This window comes from Vibrio sp. E14 (genome assembly GCF_020515785.1).
In the GTDB taxonomy this organism is placed as follows: domain Bacteria; phylum Pseudomonadota; class Gammaproteobacteria; order Enterobacterales; family Vibrionaceae; genus Vibrio; species Vibrio diabolicus.
Window position 1 is genome coordinate 170,551 of record NZ_JAHPJI010000004.1, and the last position, 16,050, is coordinate 186,600.

Consider the following 16,050-nt stretch of genomic DNA (forward strand, 5'->3'; position numbering starts at 1 on the left):
GGTTGCAAAAAGAGAATATAAGATGAGAAACAGCATCCTGAAATATCTACAAGCATCGTCGATGAAACACCCAGAAAATATTTGTGTTTCGGATTCGAGCCACTCTTTGACTTATGCAGAAAGTACAGCAAAGTCATATGCTATCTCATTGCAACTAAGACAGCTGGGAAGTTTAAACAAGCCGATTGTTGTGTTTGCGAAAAAATCTGTAAATGCACTCTCCATGATCTTTTCTGCGACAATGGCTGGAGGGATTTACTGTCCCGTAGACATTAACTCACCTAAAGAACGACTATTAAAGATCTTATCTAACCTTCAAGATTGTCTTGTTCTTTATGATGAAACGTCACGAAATTTATTAAATTCATTAGAATTAGATAATCCAATTTCAACTATTAATATCGATGAAATACCGACATCTAAGCTACCTATGCAAGAGATTTGGGTTGATATCGAAAAGTTTAATCAAACCGTTATTGATAAAGATCCATGCTATATAATTTTTACTTCAGGCTCTACTGGTACACCAAAAGGTGTCACTATTTGCCACTCTAGTGTTATTGATTATATTGATTGGGCTAATTCAGCCTATGAAGTGAGCAAAGTTGATATTATTGGTAGTCAAGCACCACTATTCTTTGATAACTCGACTTTAGACATCTATTTGGCGTTGTCTAATGCGGCAGAACTGCATGTTATCCCTGAAAGCGTGTTTATTTTTCCTCAGAAAACACTTGAATATTTAAAAGAAAAAGCAATAACAACGATCTTCTGGGTTCCTTCATTGCTTGTAAATATTGCGAATCTTAAGTTACTTGATCAGTTTCAATTGCCATGCTTGAGGAATGTATTGTTTGCTGGAGAAGTAATGCCAGCGAAGACGATTAAGTACTGGTTAGATAAGCATCCTAATGCTCATTACTCTAACTTGTACGGACCAACAGAAATTACCGTTGATTGCACCTATTATGATGTGCCGTCAGACTGGGACGGGGATAGCTTACCTATAGGGATCCCTTGCCATAACTCAGGCATTTTAATCCTAGATGAAAACGACCAGCGTAATGATGAAGGTGAATTGTGCGTTCGAGGCTCTAGCTTAGCGCTTGGTTATTGGGCTAACTCAGAAAAAACAGAAGAGGTATTTTGTCAAAACCCTCTTCAAGATAAATACATTGATATGATCTATCGTACCGGAGACTTGGTTAGACTTGTTGATGGTTTAATTTATTATATTGGTAGAAAAGACTTCCAGATTAAGCACAATGGCTATCGTATAGAACTTGGTGAAATTGAGTCTCAGATCATGGAGCTAGGTGCTGTCGAACAGTGTGTTGTTGGTTATTTATCAGAAGATAAAGTGCTTTATTCTTTTGTTCAATGCAGTAGTTCGATGAGTGAAGTTGAGCTTAAAGTTGCACTGACGAAACGTTTACCAAAGTACATGATTCCAAGCAAGATTGGCTTTGTACAAGAAATGCTTTTTACGCCAAATGGTAAGTTAAATAGAAAAGCTTTTTCAGAGAAAGCGCTACAAGAATTTGTAAAGGTTAAATAGTAGTATGTGTGAAAAAATTATAGCAATCCTAACCACAATGAAACCAGAGCATGAGTTTGCTGAAGATACTGAACTTTTTGAATCAGGTCTGTTGGACTCTTTTGATTTGTTAGTCCTAGTAAGTGAGATCGAAGCTCAGCTAGCTATTTCAATCCCTGGTGAAGGTTTGGTTCCTGAGAATTTTGTTTCGCCGCATGTTATTGGTGAGTATCTTAAAACGATTCAAGGTTAATTTATGAAAAGTGATATTGGCAATATCTCGCTGAAAGGGATAGTCGCAGCCGTTCCAAAGCATATTTCTTACTTTGATGATGAGATAAAAAACTACTCACACACAGAGCAGAGTTCTAAAAAGCTGAAGAAGCTAATGGGATACAATCAACATCATGTTGTTTCAAAAGAAACGGCGCTCACTGATATGATTTTTCCTTTGCTTGAGGACCTGTCAACCACTCTTGGGTGCGACTATCAGGATGTGGATGGAATTTTGGTGGTAACTCAAACTCCTGATTACCCAATTCCGTCAACGGCTTCGATAGTACATGGCGCTTTTGACTTTAAAACCGATTGTTATTGCATGGACATCAACGATGGTTGCAATGGCTATATTCGAGGTTTGTTTGAAGCTTCGAGCCTAGTTCGTAATAGTGATGCGCAAAAAGTTTTGCTAATTGCTGGTGATGTTTTAAGCCGTAAGGTTTCTTTAAAAGATCGTAACTCATACCCTCTTATTGGGGATGCAGTTACTATCACTTTAATAGAAAGAAGAGCGGAAAATGTGAAGGCCCCTCTCGAGATTAAACATGATGGTAAAGGAGCAAAAGCTTTAATGATCCCATCAGGTGGTATGGTAAACCCTTGTACCTCTGATACTGCCACTCTTGCTGAGGACGAAGAAGGTAATTGGCGTTGTTCTGAGCATTTGGTCATGCAAGGTAGAGACGTTTTTACGTTTACTCAAACAACGGTAATCAATTTTATTAAAGAGTTTATTGAAACGAACACAAAACCAGAAGAGATTGACTACTTTTTCTTTCATCAAGCAAATAAGTTTATCTTGGATCGTTTCCGTTCAGCATTGAAGGTAACGGAAGAGCAGTTACCTTCAGAGGTAGTGACTATTTATGGTAACTCTTCGTCCGCAACTGTTCCAATGTCGATTTTATCATCTTGGATGAAGAATTCGGGCTTTGAGGGTAAAAAAGCACTATTATCAGGCTTTGGTGTAGGTCTGAGTTGGGGGGCGACCTTGGTTGATGTCAATGAACTTACACTATGTAAACTAATTAAGTTGGATGTATAAATGACTGTTTTTTTGGAAGAACTAGCTGAGATCCTAGAGTTGGAAGTAGAAGAGCTAACTCCTGATTTTGAATATCAAGAAACGGAAGAGTGGGACTCTTTAGCCCAATTATCTCTTATCACTTTATTCGCAGATGAATATCAAGTAGAAATTGGGCACGGTGATTTAATCGAACGAAAAACTGTGGGTCAATTGCTCGAGCTACTTCCTCAGTAATTTCGATGAAAAGAAAAGTTCTTATCACAGGAGCGACTTCAGACATTGGCTTGAGTATTGCTCACAAACATGTTCAAGAGGGAAACTTTGTGATCCTTCTTGGACGTAATGAAGAGAGCCTTAAAATCGCTGAGGAATCTTTAGGAAAAGATTCCTCAGCCGCTTATGTTTGGGATTTGAAGTCTCCTTCATCATTAAAACCGCTGCTGAAAAAGATCGTTACTGAGCAAGGTAAAGTTACAGATCTTATCTGTGCTGCGGGCTACCATAAAATCTTGCCGTTGAAGTTAGTATCGGATGAAGAGCTTCTTTTGACTATGCAAACGAATGTGAATAGTCACTTGCTCCTTTGCCAGCTTTTTTCGAATGCTTTGTATTCAGATAAGTCTCAGGATAGAAGTATTACACTGATTTCTAGCATTGCCCATTTCGTTGGTGAGCCAGGATTAGTTGCTTATTCTGCAGCAAAAGGTGCATTGATTTCTGCAAGTAAATCAATGGCTAGAGAATTAGCTCCGCGTAAAATCAGAGTAAATACCGTTTCGCCTGGGTGGGTTGAGACCAAGCACACAAAAGATGTAGCGGTTGATTTGGGCGAAGCAGCGCTTGAAAAGTTACATAACCTATATCCTTTAGGTTTAGGCAAACCTGAAGATGTTGCAGAGGCCTGTTATTTTTTGAGTAGCAGAGCGTCTCGCTGGGTGACTGGTTTAGATCTTGTGATTGATGGAGGGCGCAGTGTCTAAATTAAAGTTTGAAACCGTAATCGTGATCGGTTTTGGTAAGATAGCTCAAGACGTTGCTTCCAAGCTTCTTCAATATGATGTGACGTTGAAATTATTACAGACAGAGATGCAACCTTTTTCAACTCTTGAGTCATTTGCTCAAAAACACGATGTCGCATATCAATTTAAGCATACGAAAGAAGAAATTGAGTCTTCGTTACTCGGGTTGCTGTCTGGTAATACGTTAATTGTCAGTGCGAATAATAACTACCTTTTTAAAGGGAAGTTACTGACTTTAAAGAATGTAACTATTATCAATTTTCATAATGCACTTTTACCAAATTTACGAGGAAGAAACGCACCTAGTTGGGCTATTTTTCATCAATTAGAAAAAACAGGTGTTACTTGGCATTATGTTGATGAAGGTGTAGACACTGGTGAGGCTATTGCTTTTTTGGACGTGTTAGTTGATAAGCATGACAAGGCATATCAGGTCGCTCATAAATGTATGCATGCCGGACTAGAAGCCTTTTCAAACGTAATTGATGAATTGTTGCAAACAGGAAGTACTCCTTGCTTGACTAAACAGCCATTGAGGTATGACTATCTGTACCTGTCCAAAGATATTCCCGGAAATGGCTGGCTAGATATAAAACAATCAACGCTTGAGAACTATCGCATATTGAGAGCATTAGATTATGGACCATTTAAAGTTTTTCCTAAGGCTCTAATTGATAATGATGGTGATAGATACTCTGTACGTGCTTATCAGTTTATTGATGAACCAAGCGATAAATCTGTAAATAGTAGTGAAAATAGCATCGTGATAAATGATGAGTTTGGTTTGTTAAAAATACATGTTGAAAAAATCGAGATTGAGCAGGGATAAATAATGTCTAATCCAATTATTATATTTGGAGCTAGTGGTCTAGCTGCGGAAGTGTACAGCTGGATACAAGATGTAAATGATATTCGTGAACGTTTCTTGTGCTTTTGTGTGACTGACGAATATTTTGTGTCAGGAACAACATTTTATGGTCACGAAGTAAAATCAATCTCCATGCTAGATGATCTTGAACAGTTTGATTTTATTTTGGCATTTGGAGGGGAAGGTTATGCTCGCGCTAGTATTGCCGAAATGCTAAAAGATAAAGGCGGCAATGCTATCTCGTTTATTCACCCTAGTGTTGTGTTGAGTCCATTTTCTTTGATAGGTGAGGGTGTAATTATTAACCCAAACTGCAGCATCTCTCCTGGTGCAGTTATTGGTGACTTTTCGCTTATCAACTGTAATTGTGCTATTGGACATGATGTCAAAATTGGTCGCTATACCTCTTTACTAGGAAGCAATACCATCAATGGTTATGTAGAAATTGGTGAGAGAGTATTGATTGGCTCCGGAGCAACTATCCACCCTAAAGTCAAAGTAGCAGATGATGCGACAGTTGGCATGGGGGCTATCGTATTTACCAAAGTTCGCTCTAATACGACGGTGCTTGGTAATCCAGCTAAAAAAATTTCTTAGTCTATCAATAAATATACTTGGTTGCTTCAATCGGATAAGGATAGCAATGAAAAAAAAAGTTTCGGTACTATGTGTTTCTTACAATCACGAGAAATATTTAAAAAATGCATTGGATGGCATACTTAATCAAGTTACAGAGTTCGATTATGAGTTGATCATATATGATGATTACTCGTTAGATAAAAGTCGTGATGTTATTCAATCTATTGTTAGTGCTTATAAAGGTAAGTGTGAAATAAAATTAGTGTTCCCGAGTGAGAACCAGTATTCAAAAGGATTTACTGTAATTCCTTTTATGCTTCCGTACGTAGAAGGTGAGTATATTGCCATTTGTGAGGGTGATGATTATTGGATTGATAACAATAAGCTTCAGAAACAATATGAGAGCCTTAAACACGATCACTCTGTGGATATTTGTTTCCATCCGTCTTTTACTTTATTGGATGGAAATATTCAAGATAAAGGATATGGCTATCTTGAAGAAGAGGGTAAAAAAATAGATTACAGTCAAGTTGTAATGAAGGGTGGCAGCATGATGCCTATGGCGTCAATTTTTTTCAGAGCTCAGCCGTTACTTGATATTGTTTCGAAAAATGAAGAGTTTTTTAAGAGAAATTTTTACCATTCAATATTACAGGCTGTAATGGTTTTAGGCAAAGGAGCACTATATATTCCGGACAAAATGTCCGTATATCGAAGTATGCATGAAGGCTCTTGGACGTTACAACAAAGTTTAGATAAAGAGAAGCGAGAGAGAGAGTTTAAGGCATCAAATAAAAGGTTATGGGAATTAAATCAGATATTCAACAACAAATACCTGGGATTGTTCCTTAAGTTTTACTATAAGAGAAACGTTAAGTTTTATAAAGATAAACTTAAATCTATCTATAAGTAGGAGATATGGTGAAAAACTATAAAGGTTTTCGCGGTTTTGTTAAGCGTTTATCGTATAAGTATGATAAATCTCAAGAAGTTGATGCAACAAAAGAAGTAGCGCTACATTGGTGGAATGGACGAGTTAATTTTGGTGATGTCGTAAATAAGTTTATCGTAGAGCAGTTGTCAGGGAAGAGCGCTATTTGGTCATCCGATAAATCGGATAAAGAACATTATTTAGTCATTGGTTCTGTCTTACAATCCTCGAACGATAATGCGATTGTTTGGGGAAGTGGTATTATTTCGGATAGAAGAACGCCACTTTTCAAACCTAAAAAAGTGCATGCAGTTCGTGGACCTAAAACCAGAGATATCTTAATCGCTCGAGGAATTGAATGCCCAGAAATTTATGGTGATCCTGCTTTAGTTCTTCCGACATTAATACAGCCCAACGAAGCAGACTCAGCATACAAGTTAGGTATTATTCCGCATTACAACAATAAGAACGACGCGTTCTTCAAGCAAAATTTTCCTGATGATGTAAAGGTCATTGATATTGAAACTGATGATGTACAGGCATTTATTGATGATATTGCATCTTGTGAGCTAATCGTTTCAAGCTCGTTACACGGAATTATTATTGCTGACGCTTATGGCGTGCCCGCTCACCATATTTCTTTTGATGACACGGTGGAAGGAGGAGAGTTTAAATTCTTCGATTACTACCTTTCAGTGGGGCGAGAGTGTAATTTACCTATCAAAGTATCGTCTTCCACTAGTATCGAAGAGCTCTGTGAGTTGCCAAAGAACTATGACATAAAAATAGATATTCAACCTCTTTTAGATAGCTGTCCTTTTAAACAATAAGATATGCCCCCGAAACTAAAATATCGGGGCATATTTTTCGTCATTTATCTCGGTGAACAACAAGCCTGTCTTGAATTTGTTCATAGAGTCTAAAAAGCTCAATGTATGTCTTATTGCAGAGGTTTATATCAGATTTATCTTTTCGAGAACTGCCAATTGTTGATGGAATATCAGCTCTTTTGACAATATCTGGTCTTAAAACATACGTGGATACACCATGTTTATACGGTTTTTCCATGTAGTCATCTACAGGTTCTATAAACTGAGTTGCGTTTTTTATGAATTTCGAAGCTGCATGTGGAGTTAGAATATATCCCATAATACCGCATGTGCGTTTGTTGAAGCGTACAATATTAAGTTTGTTATTAACTGAAGATATAACTTTAAATGATTTAGGCTTGGTTGCCGCAAGTTTTAGAAAGTCGTATTGTTCCGCTAATGTGTCGAAATGTGAAAACACGTCAAAAAACTCAGGCAATAAGTCGCAGTTATCTTCTAGAACCAGTATTGGTTCGTTTACCTCCAAGCACTTCTCCCAGGCTAGGTGGTGACTAGAGAAGCAAGCAATTTCGTTCTCAACTAGCCTATAGCCAAATCGTTTTCGAGTAAGGGCATCATTTCTACGTTCAGAGTATAGAAAGTTTGGCGCAGATGAATCTATCGCTTCTATAAATTCGAATGGTATGTTGGCTTTGTTGAGTGCATTTTCCATGCGAACTCTTCTATCAACTGAGCGTTTCAAGTTAATAACAAAAACTTTCATTTTATACTCTCAATACATCTAATTGTCTTAGTTAGCGCACCAACATTATCTTTGACAAAGCTAAGGAGGTTTTCTTGAACTACACTTTTTGCTAACGCATCTTGAAACATAGCTTCAACCTTTAGACTAATCTCGTTAGGTGACTCAATCAGTTTGATAACTTTCTTATGAAGCATCTTCGCAACCAGATCTTGGAAGTTGTAATAGCTTGGTCCCGTGATTACAGGGACTCCCAGTGCTGCGGGCTCTAGCACATTGTGCCCACCAACCTTATCTCCAATTAGGCTTCCACCCATAAAGCAGATGTCCGCTGCGCCCATCAACGTTAGCATCTCACCCATTGTATCGCCGAGATATACTTGAGTATTCGTCTCTACTGCATGCGTTGAAGTACGACGCACAGTGTTAAAGCCTTGCAGTTGGCAAAGCGTGAATACATCATCAAATCGTTCTGGATGGCGAGGAACCAAAACGAGTAAAGCATCTGGATGAGATTTTAAAACTTGTCTATGTGCATCTAATACCTGTTCGTCCTCGCCTTTGTGGGTGCTAGCGGCAATCCAAATTGGACGATCGTCTCCAAGCTGGGCTCGAAGCTGCTGTCCTTGCTGTTTCACTTGCTCTGATATTTGAATATCAAACTTAATAGAGCCAGTTACGGCTAATTTGTCTTTATCAACACCCAGTCGTTCAAACCGGTTTGCGTCTGACTCCGTCTGACAAAGGATTTGAGCTAGGCATGGCAACATAACGTTAAACAAAGGTTGAACTTTGGCGTAGTTACAGCATGATTTTTCAGATAGGCGCGCATTCACGACAGTAATAGGGATACCCGCTTTGTGAACATTGTGAAGCGTGTTTGGCCACAGCTCAGTCTCAATGATCAACATCTGTTTTGGTTGCACTGCTTTAAGAAAACCTTTTATAGCGAACCCAAAGTCAATTGGCATATAGCGGTGTTCAACTAAATCACCCAACTTAGCAATCTGTTCAGCTCCGGTACTTGTTGTTGTGGTAACTAGAATAGATTGTTTGGGGTTTTGTTCCTTAATGGCTTTGATTAAAGGTGTTGCCGCGATGCTTTCACCGACAGAGACGGCATGTATCCAAATAGGTTTGTCGTTGCTTTTTATCTTGGGAGTAATACCAAAGTGCTCTTTCCAGCGAGAGCCGAACTTAGGCTTATTTGGTTTGCTCTTGTACAAACCAAATAAAAACAGCGGTGACGCTAGAGCGAGTAGTAAGGTATAAACAATACGAACTAACATGAGCTTATCGTAATAGCGTCAAGTTTTTGGATGCTATCTAGCACTTGCTTAGGCGAAAGTTCTGTCAAGCACTTAAGGTGTTTGTATTGACATTCACGCTGGAAACAAGGGCGACAATCAATATCGGTATGAACAATCTCCACTTTTTCTGCTAGTGGGGGTGTGTACTTCGGTGAAGTTGAGCCATACACGGCAACAACATTACAACCAACCGCAGCTGCCACATGCATTAAGCCTGAGTCATTCGCGACAACAGTCTTACATGCAGCAAGCAGATCGACTGCTTCAATTAAGCTAGTTTGGCCTGCTAGAACATCAATGTTCTTATGGAATTGCGTCGGGACAAGTGCGCGGATATTGTTACAAGTCTCTAAGTCTTTTTGAGAACCAAACAACCAGATTTGATGCCCAGATCGAGCTATTTGCGTCGCAACTTCAGCGTAGTGTGTTTCGGGCCATTTTTTGGCAGGACCAAACTCTGCTCCTGGGCACAGTCCAATGGTTGGTTGGTCTTGCGTTAAGTTGAACTTTTTGAGCGTGGCTTGTTGCTCTGCCGCGTTGATTGCAAGGCGTGGGCGAGGTAAGGTTTCAAGCCCGCCAAGAGAATTAGAGTCCACCATTTCTGCTTTTGGATAAGCTAACGCTACATAGCGCTCTACCATGTACTGAAAAGACTTCATGTTAGGGCGTAAGTCATTCAATAAACCATAGCGCATTTCTCCCTTCCAGCCAGTACGAAGAGGAATGTTGGCAAACCATGGGATCAGTGCTGATTTCGCTGACTTAGGCAAGATATAGGCGTGGTCATATTGCTTTTCACGTAATGATTTACCAATTTCCCTGCGGCCTAATAAGTTAAATTCACCATGACCGATAGGCATTTCAATAGCTTGGTGGATTTCTGGCATACGCTCAAGAATCGGTTTACACCATCCTGGAGCGATAACGTCAATTTGGCTATCTGGATGACGTTGCTTTAATACGATATATAACGATTGCGACATTACCATATCGCCGACCCACGCAGGGCCAATAATTAAAATCTTTTTCATTTATTTACTTGCCAATCAGTATCATATCTAGGCTTAAAGATATTGTAATAGTTATTGCCGTCTTCTTGAGAGTGCAGCAACTGCAGTACCCACATATATTGTTCGGGTTTATCACCGACAAAATATTCAATAGCTTCATTACAGGTACGAGCGTCTTGCTCTTCGCCTTTATCCAGCTCAAACGCCGGTAAAATCTCAATATCAAACGTACCGTCTTCTGTGTTCATCGACGCAAATAAAGGCAATACTTTTGAGCGTGATAGTTTTGCAATTTTGCCTAAACCAGGTAGCGTTGCTTTACGTGTGGCAAAAAAATCGACAAACACACTATGCTCTGGGCCGTGATCTTGATCGGGTAGATAATACCCCACATAGCCATCTCGAATGGATTTCAGAAAAGGCTTAATGCCACCTGAGCGTTCATAAACACGGCCACCGTATTGGACTCTTTGCTTGTGCATCAGCCAGTCAGCAACATCATTCTTTTGTTTCTTCGCCATTGCAGAAACTGGCATTCCCATTGAAGCGAGCAAGATAGCAGGCACATCAATTGCCCAAGAGTGGGGAACCATTAAAATCACATTTTCGTTGTTATCAATGTGCTGTCGTAAAATGTCTAGGCCGCGAATTTGGCAACGGTTCTGAAGCCACTTTGGTGAGCGTAAACTTAGTAACCCGAAACGAAAAAAGAACATGGCTGCTGTGTAGAGTGTTTTTTCTATCAAAGCTTCACGTTCTTGGAACGACTTTTCTGAAAAACACAGCTCAAAGTTAACCCTCGCTCGGTGAGCTGGCCCTTTATGGGATTTCGACAGTTTTTTGGCTATGGTTTTCGCCAACCACTTTTGTAAACCCAGTGGCATTAATGATAAAGGTAAAAATAAGAGAACACCTAACCACGTGCCCCAGTACTTAGGCGACAGAAAGTGGCGCTTAAACTCAGGGTTATATGCTTTAGGGTCGAAGTCATCACGTTTTATGGTCATGGCGTGTCTAGTTACCTATTCGTGTACGGGCGAAGTGGTTTAAATGAGAAAAAAGATAGTTAGGAATGATACAGGCTATTGCACTTGAGTAAAGGTGGCAGGTTATGGTTCTACCACCTTGTGGTGCTTAACTGTTTTGGATAGTCAAGTATTCGGCAACGCCTTCTGCAACTGTCTTGAATTCAACATCACAGCCTGCGGTGCGCAGTTTGGTCAGATCCGCTTGTGTGAATTCTTGGTAAGCGCCTTTTAGGTGCTCAGGGAATGGGATGGTTTCAATTTGGCCTTTGCCATGATGTTTGATAACTGCTTTTGCTACCTCTTCAAAAGATTCAGCACGGCCAGTACCACAGTTAAAAATGCCTGATACGCCGTTTTCTAAGAACCACAGGTTTATTTTACAGACATCACCAACGTAAACGAAGTCGCGTTTGAATGATTCGCTGCCCGCGAACAATTTAGGATTTTCACCTGCGTTAAGTTGGTTGTTTAGGTGGAACGCAACTGATGCCATGCTACCTTTATGGTCTTCACGTGGGCCATATACGTTGAAGTAACGGAAGCCGGTGATTTGAGAAAGAGTCTCACCATGTTCTTCAGCGTCTTGCCATAGGCGACGAACGTAGTTATCAAACTGCTGTTTCGAGTAACCGTATACATTCAGTGCTCCTTCGTATTCGCGTTCTTCAACGAAAGTATCTGTATCGCCGTAAGTGGCTGCTGAAGAAGCGTATAGGAATGGAATCTCGCGATCTAAACAGTAATGAAGCAGCTCTTTAGAGTACTCGTAGTTGTTTAGCATCATGTACTTACCATCCCACTCAGTCGTTGCAGAGCAAGCACCTTCGTGGAAAATTGCCTCAATCGGACCAAAATCATCGCCCGCCATAATTTGGGTCAGAAAGTCGTCACGATCCATGTAATCTGTGATGTCCAGATCAACTAAGTTCTTAAACTTTTTGCCATTTTTTAGGTTGTCGACAACCAGGATATCGTTAATACCAGCTTCGTTTAGTGCTTTAACAATGTTGCTGCCGATCATGCCAGCGCCACCAGTTACGATGATCATAGAACTTCCACCATAGATTAAAATTTTCTCAGGAATTCTAGCAAGAAACGAAAAGTAGCGCTATTGGAAGCAGGAAGATAGGTTTTAGTCTTCTATGACTCGGTATCTAGATACGAGAAAGAGAAAGGGAGCCGCAGCTCCCTTGATTACTTTATTATTCCACATCCGAACGGTTAGGTCTTTGGTACCAACTATTTCGTTCGTCGGTTAACTCAATTAAGCTGTATTTGCGGCCGAGCTTCTGCCCTCCGTCACGAGTAAGAGGCTGCCAACTAAAGTTCGCACGATTGTTACTTGGCTTAACGGTCATGATGTCAAACGGAATCGACAAGTAGAAACCTTTAGTAAAGCTACCTTCACCAAAATCGTCCGCAGACAAGTCTGTAAATGAGGCAAAGGCGCCAGCAATTACGCCACTCTTGAACTGCTTAGAAACATTGATTTGTGTACCAACATCGCCAGCTAGGAACTGACCAACATCGACTTGGATCATCAAATCTTGCAGGAATTCCCATTGAGGGTAGTAGTAACCAGATACAAAACCAGTGAATCCTTTATCAATAACTTGGAACGGACGTCCATATTCTGGAACGTTCTGCCATTTCTCATCGTAAACACCGAAGTAACTTTGTGGATCACGTTGAGAAATTACGTTGACGTCAGCGCCAATCGCCCAGCTAGCTCCTTGTGGTCGGTAAAGAAACTCGGTACCGACTCCAGCAAACATGCTCTCCAGATAACCCGCGTAGAATTGTTGATCCATGGTATCGGAATACTCTTGGAACCAAGTCAATTGTAAGTTTGACATGGTTATAGCATGTTCATTTTGGTAAGCGCGGAACATGGTACGAACGCGAGGAACAGTAGTACCATCAGGTGGAGTTACATAGTTAAACTTATCGTAGTTGTTATACCAATCCCAGTATAACGAGCCGCCAATTTCAAGGTTATCCGTCAGCCAGTATGAGGCATTACCGCTTAGTCCTACACTAAAGAGGTAGAAGTCTTCTGCGTTACCGAGAGTTTGAACAAGCTTCGGTGCAAAGCCCCAATCAAAACGCTCAAAACCATCATAGACAGATTCTCCACTTGGCTTATTGCTAGCTTTTGCGGTTGCATCTTCTATTTTGGGGTTGATGTAATTAACTTGGGCAAAGTCGCGATATTTCTCTTTGGAAATAATCGTTTGTTCGCCGACCAAGCCTCGGCTGCGTTCATTGACCGCATAGGTATCAATATCGTCAGGCATTTCATTATGAAGTACAGCCGCCGCTTTTTCGTGTGCCTCGTTACGATCACGATATTTCTTTTGCTCACCAACGACAGTTACTGTTTTATCATCAACATAAATACGCGTGTTTTGGTAACCAGCAATTTTATCTAAATCTTCTGTTACACGTTTCCAATCAATATCAGACAATTCTTCAGGTTGGTTATCTTCGATTTCTGGTGTTGGTGTGTCTCGCCAGAATGATGGCATGTCATTGAAATTAGTGTTTAGCGTTAAGCCCGCGACCAACGTGTCACCGCGTTCATAACTTAAACGAAAATCGGCCATTCCTAAACGGTAGAGCACACCAAAGTTCCACGGTGTATGTGGAGTCATGTCTACGCCACCGCTCACCACAGGGAATTCTTCGCTGTAATCGTTACTGTCGTACTCAAGCTTGAAGCGAAGAGGGGTGTGTAATGTCTGATATTCAACACCACCAAACAATGCTGCTGTTCCCTTGAACACACGGTCAAAGTTGGTTGTCCCACCCGTTTCTAAAAAATCGGCAGGACGTTCACAAAATCGCTCTGATAGCTTACAAGCCGGATTAGAAATATTGTCACGAGTGCCTAGCGAACCCCAGCCCATACCTAAGGTAAAATCAAAGGTACCTAACTTTGGATTGGAGTATCGCTTGGTTGCCGCTATGTATTCTCCATCGAACAAGCCAGTGCCCGCAAAATCTCTCACTCCAAGCGAAAGTTCAGGAAGGTATTCTGATTCGTTCAGTAAACGAATTTTGAAGTCAATGCCTTTATCAGTATAGTTAGTATCATCGGAGAAACTCGGGTCACTACTATAAAGTAAATCTCGAACAGAAGTATAACGAATGGTTGTTTCTAGCCAAGGCATGAGTTGTAGAGTGATGTTGTAAAAAAGGTACTCATCACTACCGGTAACAGAAAAGTTGAATTCCCCTTCAGGAGCCATACGTCCTGTTGGCATTTGCATTAAACCAACGCCACCGAAGTCTGTTTGGGATGGTCGTAAAGGAGGAGCCTCAAACGGCATCTCTTGAGCCCAAACCAATGCTGGGCCCATTAAAGAAAGAGTTAAGCTTTTTCTAATTGGCATCATTGTGGTCTCTTTGCGGAATTTGGTATCAGTTGAGTGAGTAGGCGGACAATATCTTGGTCAATTTCAGAACGTTCAAGATCACCAAACGGGATATATACCAATGTCAGAGGTGGTAAGTAATATTGTGTCGTTAACCAGGCGCCATGATGAGGCTTAACTACGTGACCATCTGGATAGATTAACACTGGCGGCGTTGACAACGTACCAATGCTACCTTTCAAATTCTCTATTTGTCTTTGCAAGGGGATGCCTGCTTGAGCCGTGATGGAATACACGCTATTTAGGTTTCCTAAGTAATACACTTGTTCTTCACGTATAGGGCTTGCGAGAAGGTAATCGCCGTGCAACAGAGGGTTGTCGAATTTATCTAGTCGAATTTTATCAACATCGATCGCAGACAGTAAGCGTGGTGCAAAGTTTTGCTTCTGAATAAATTTGTAGAATGGATGTGCAACCAAATTGTGTTGAATCATTTGATTGAGTACCGAGTTCTTTAAAGCGGTAGAGGTTTTCTCGGCATGATCTGATTTATCAAACAAAGTCGTACCAAGAGAGTATTGCAGTGAGACGCTTTGCTCCTTAGCAAGTGCTAATACGCTTTCTAAACGAGCCGGCCCTCGAAATTGTAGCTGTTTGCCTACCTCCAGCAACTCAACATTTAATGACTGTGTTGTAGAGGTTTCTGTTTGAGCTAAACTATATGAGCTCAAAAGTGGCATGACCAAACAGAATAATGTGATTAGTCGCTTGCTCATGATTTACGATACCCCTTTAAAATGGTCAACTCAACCGGAATCATATTAGGACCTAAATATTGTAAGGTTTTAACAACCTGACCTAGTTCATCAACCCAATAAATATTCTCGACACTGTGGGAAAGACTACTAAACTCAACAGTTTCTTTATATACATTGGTCGTCGCGCTAGACATTGGTGTCGTCAACGTTTCTTGACCAGAGTAAGAACGAGTCACACTTGCTGGAAAGCCATAACGATATTGTGTCGCCCAGTCGTATGAGAGTGCGTAGTTGACAGAGGCTGAATCAGAAGAAAAATCTGGCACATCACCATAAACACCCGCTAAGTCCCCATTCTGTAGACCTATCGTTTTGACGATATGCCCATTCTCCGTAACGATCATAGCTTTGTCAGCACTTACCCATTTTAGTTGTGTTTTTCCATTGAGAGGGTTTTGCTCTGCAAAAGCTAAAACAACAAAGACCTGTTTTTGATTCCCAAGTCTCAAATAGGCACTGGCATAAGGAACGGCATTTATTTCTTCTGGGGTCATCTCTACATCGATGTAGTTACCGTAAGCTTCTTGGACGGTTGCTGAAACATCATTGAATTTCTGTGTGCAGCCAAAGAGCAAACCTAGTAGCGGAAGAGTGAGGAGTGGTTGTATCCATTTGGACGTTCTGAAGATGTTCATTGATCCCTCTTGCAAATAAAATCGCCCTGAATCATTCAGGGCGATTATCTTCTGTCTACA

At 40.6% G+C, this 16,050-nt stretch carries 17 protein-coding genes; 9 read left to right on the top strand and 8 right to left on the bottom strand.

What is annotated here, in order from left to right; genetic code table 11:
* Positions 1–22 precede the first annotated feature (22 nt).
* Genes LIX84_RS12940 through LIX84_RS12980 form a run of 9 tightly spaced genes read left to right on the top strand, consistent with a single transcriptional unit; the run spans position 23 to position 7,070 of the window.
* Positions 23–1,558: an amino acid adenylation domain-containing protein gene (locus LIX84_RS12940; RefSeq protein ID WP_226421466.1), complete on the top strand. Its 1,536-nt coding sequence runs from the start codon at positions 23–25 to the stop codon at positions 1,556–1,558.
* A 4-nt stretch (positions 1,559–1,562) separates the two neighbouring features.
* A complete protein-coding gene (locus LIX84_RS12945; RefSeq protein WP_226421467.1) occupies positions 1,563–1,790 on the top strand; it encodes a phosphopantetheine-binding protein in 228 nt (75 codons plus the stop codon).
* Between the two features lie 3 nt (positions 1,791–1,793).
* On the top strand, positions 1,794–2,861 hold the full coding sequence (locus LIX84_RS12950) for a ketoacyl-ACP synthase III (RefSeq protein ID WP_021452986.1): 1,068 nt from the start codon (positions 1,794–1,796) through the stop codon (positions 2,859–2,861).
* Positions 2,862–3,077 carry a phosphopantetheine-binding protein gene (locus LIX84_RS12955; RefSeq protein ID WP_021453150.1) on the top strand — a complete coding sequence of 72 codons (216 nt, stop codon included), beginning with the start codon at positions 2,862–2,864 and terminating at the stop codon, positions 3,075–3,077.
* A 5-nt stretch (positions 3,078–3,082) separates the two neighbouring features.
* Positions 3,083–3,823 carry an SDR family NAD(P)-dependent oxidoreductase gene (locus tag LIX84_RS12960; protein WP_226421468.1) on the top strand — a complete coding sequence of 247 codons (741 nt, stop codon included), beginning with the start codon at positions 3,083–3,085 and terminating at the stop codon, positions 3,821–3,823.
* A complete protein-coding gene (locus LIX84_RS12965) occupies positions 3,816–4,691 on the top strand; it encodes a formyltransferase family protein (protein WP_226421469.1) in 876 nt (291 codons plus the stop codon). The genes LIX84_RS12960 and LIX84_RS12965 overlap by 8 nt, the downstream gene beginning before the upstream one ends.
* Positions 4,692–4,694: 3 nt before the next feature.
* Complete coding sequence (locus tag LIX84_RS12970) at positions 4,695–5,327, top strand: NeuD/PglB/VioB family sugar acetyltransferase (protein WP_226421470.1); 633 nt, start codon at positions 4,695–4,697, stop codon at positions 5,325–5,327.
* Positions 5,328–5,373: 46 nt separating this feature from the next.
* Positions 5,374–6,222, top strand: a complete 849-nt coding sequence (locus LIX84_RS12975; RefSeq protein ID WP_226421471.1) for a glycosyltransferase family 2 protein — start codon at positions 5,374–5,376, stop codon at positions 6,220–6,222.
* Positions 6,223–6,227: 5 nt separating this feature from the next.
* Positions 6,228–7,070, top strand: a complete 843-nt coding sequence (locus LIX84_RS12980) for a polysaccharide pyruvyl transferase family protein (protein WP_226421472.1) — start codon at positions 6,228–6,230, stop codon at positions 7,068–7,070.
* Positions 7,071–7,110: 40 nt separating this feature from the next.
* Here LIX84_RS12980 and LIX84_RS12985 read toward each other — a convergent pair whose 3' ends face one another.
* The 8 genes from LIX84_RS12985 to LIX84_RS13020 all read right to left on the bottom strand — a co-directional run bounded on the left by LIX84_RS12985 (position 7,111) and on the right by LIX84_RS13020 (position 15,990).
* Positions 7,111–7,833, bottom strand: a complete 723-nt coding sequence (locus LIX84_RS12985; RefSeq protein ID WP_226421473.1) for a glycosyltransferase family 25 protein — start codon at positions 7,831–7,833, stop codon at positions 7,111–7,113.
* On the bottom strand, positions 7,830–9,101 hold the full coding sequence (waaA, locus tag LIX84_RS12990) for a lipid IV(A) 3-deoxy-D-manno-octulosonic acid transferase (protein WP_226421474.1): 1,272 nt from the start codon (positions 9,099–9,101) through the stop codon (positions 7,830–7,832). The genes LIX84_RS12985 and waaA overlap by 4 nt, the downstream gene beginning before the upstream one ends.
* Entirely contained in the window at positions 9,095–10,153 is a 1,059-nt protein-coding gene (gene waaF / locus LIX84_RS12995; RefSeq protein ID WP_226421475.1) for a lipopolysaccharide heptosyltransferase II, read from the bottom strand. The genes waaA and waaF overlap by 7 nt, the downstream gene beginning before the upstream one ends.
* Complete coding sequence (lpxM, locus tag LIX84_RS13000) at positions 10,150–11,139, bottom strand: lauroyl-Kdo(2)-lipid IV(A) myristoyltransferase (protein ID WP_226421476.1); 990 nt, start codon at positions 11,137–11,139, stop codon at positions 10,150–10,152. The genes waaF and lpxM overlap by 4 nt, the downstream gene beginning before the upstream one ends.
* Positions 11,140–11,266: 127 nt before the next feature.
* Positions 11,267–12,208, bottom strand: a complete 942-nt coding sequence (rfaD, locus tag LIX84_RS13005; protein ID WP_226421477.1) for an ADP-glyceromanno-heptose 6-epimerase — start codon at positions 12,206–12,208, stop codon at positions 11,267–11,269.
* Between the two features lie 154 nt (positions 12,209–12,362).
* Positions 12,363–14,558: a YjbH domain-containing protein gene (locus LIX84_RS13010; protein ID WP_226421478.1), complete on the bottom strand. Its 2,196-nt coding sequence runs from the start codon at positions 14,556–14,558 to the stop codon at positions 12,363–12,365.
* Complete coding sequence (locus LIX84_RS13015; protein WP_226421479.1) at positions 14,555–15,313, bottom strand: capsule biosynthesis GfcC family protein; 759 nt, start codon at positions 15,311–15,313, stop codon at positions 14,555–14,557. Before LIX84_RS13015 ends, LIX84_RS13010 begins: the two co-directional genes overlap by 4 nt.
* The gene (locus LIX84_RS13020) at positions 15,310–15,990 is read right to left on the bottom strand and encodes a YjbF family lipoprotein (RefSeq protein ID WP_134647628.1); all 681 of its coding nucleotides are present in this window, start codon (positions 15,988–15,990) and stop codon (positions 15,310–15,312) included. The genes LIX84_RS13015 and LIX84_RS13020 overlap by 4 nt, the downstream gene beginning before the upstream one ends.
* Between the last annotated feature and the right edge of the window lie 60 nt (positions 15,991–16,050).

Bases quoted from the DNA above. Each gene is read 5' to 3' on its own strand.
- LIX84_RS12975 (WP_226421471.1), top strand. From the start codon at position 5,374: ATGAAAAAAAAAGTTTCGGTACTATGTGTTTCTTACAATCACGAGAAA.
- waaF (WP_226421475.1), bottom strand. From the start codon at position 10,153: ATGAAAAAGATTTTAATTATTGGCCCTGCGTGGGTCGGCGATATGGTA.
- LIX84_RS12955 (WP_021453150.1), top strand. From the start codon at position 2,862: ATGACTGTTTTTTTGGAAGAACTAGCTGAGATCCTAGAGTTGGAAGTA.
- LIX84_RS13010 (WP_226421478.1), bottom strand. From the start codon at position 14,558: ATGATGCCAATTAGAAAAAGCTTAACTCTTTCTTTAATGGGCCCAGCA.
- LIX84_RS13015 (WP_226421479.1), bottom strand. From the start codon at position 15,313: ATGAGCAAGCGACTAATCACATTATTCTGTTTGGTCATGCCACTTTTG.
- LIX84_RS12960 (WP_226421468.1), top strand. From the start codon at position 3,083: ATGAAAAGAAAAGTTCTTATCACAGGAGCGACTTCAGACATTGGCTTG.
- LIX84_RS12945 (WP_226421467.1), top strand. From the start codon at position 1,563: ATGTGTGAAAAAATTATAGCAATCCTAACCACAATGAAACCAGAGCAT.
- lpxM (WP_226421476.1), bottom strand. From the start codon at position 11,139: ATGACCATAAAACGTGATGACTTCGACCCTAAAGCATATAACCCTGAG.
- LIX84_RS12985 (WP_226421473.1), bottom strand. From the start codon at position 7,833: ATGAAAGTTTTTGTTATTAACTTGAAACGCTCAGTTGATAGAAGAGTT.
- rfaD (WP_226421477.1), bottom strand. From the start codon at position 12,208: ATGATCATCGTAACTGGTGGCGCTGGCATGATCGGCAGCAACATTGTT.
- LIX84_RS12970 (WP_226421470.1), top strand. From the start codon at position 4,695: ATGTCTAATCCAATTATTATATTTGGAGCTAGTGGTCTAGCTGCGGAA.
- LIX84_RS12950 (WP_021452986.1), top strand. From the start codon at position 1,794: ATGAAAAGTGATATTGGCAATATCTCGCTGAAAGGGATAGTCGCAGCC.
- LIX84_RS12980 (WP_226421472.1), top strand. From the start codon at position 6,228: ATGGTGAAAAACTATAAAGGTTTTCGCGGTTTTGTTAAGCGTTTATCG.
- LIX84_RS13020 (WP_134647628.1), bottom strand. From the start codon at position 15,990: ATGAACATCTTCAGAACGTCCAAATGGATACAACCACTCCTCACTCTT.
- waaA (WP_226421474.1), bottom strand. From the start codon at position 9,101: ATGTTAGTTCGTATTGTTTATACCTTACTACTCGCTCTAGCGTCACCG.
- LIX84_RS12940 (WP_226421466.1), top strand. From the start codon at position 23: ATGAGAAACAGCATCCTGAAATATCTACAAGCATCGTCGATGAAACAC.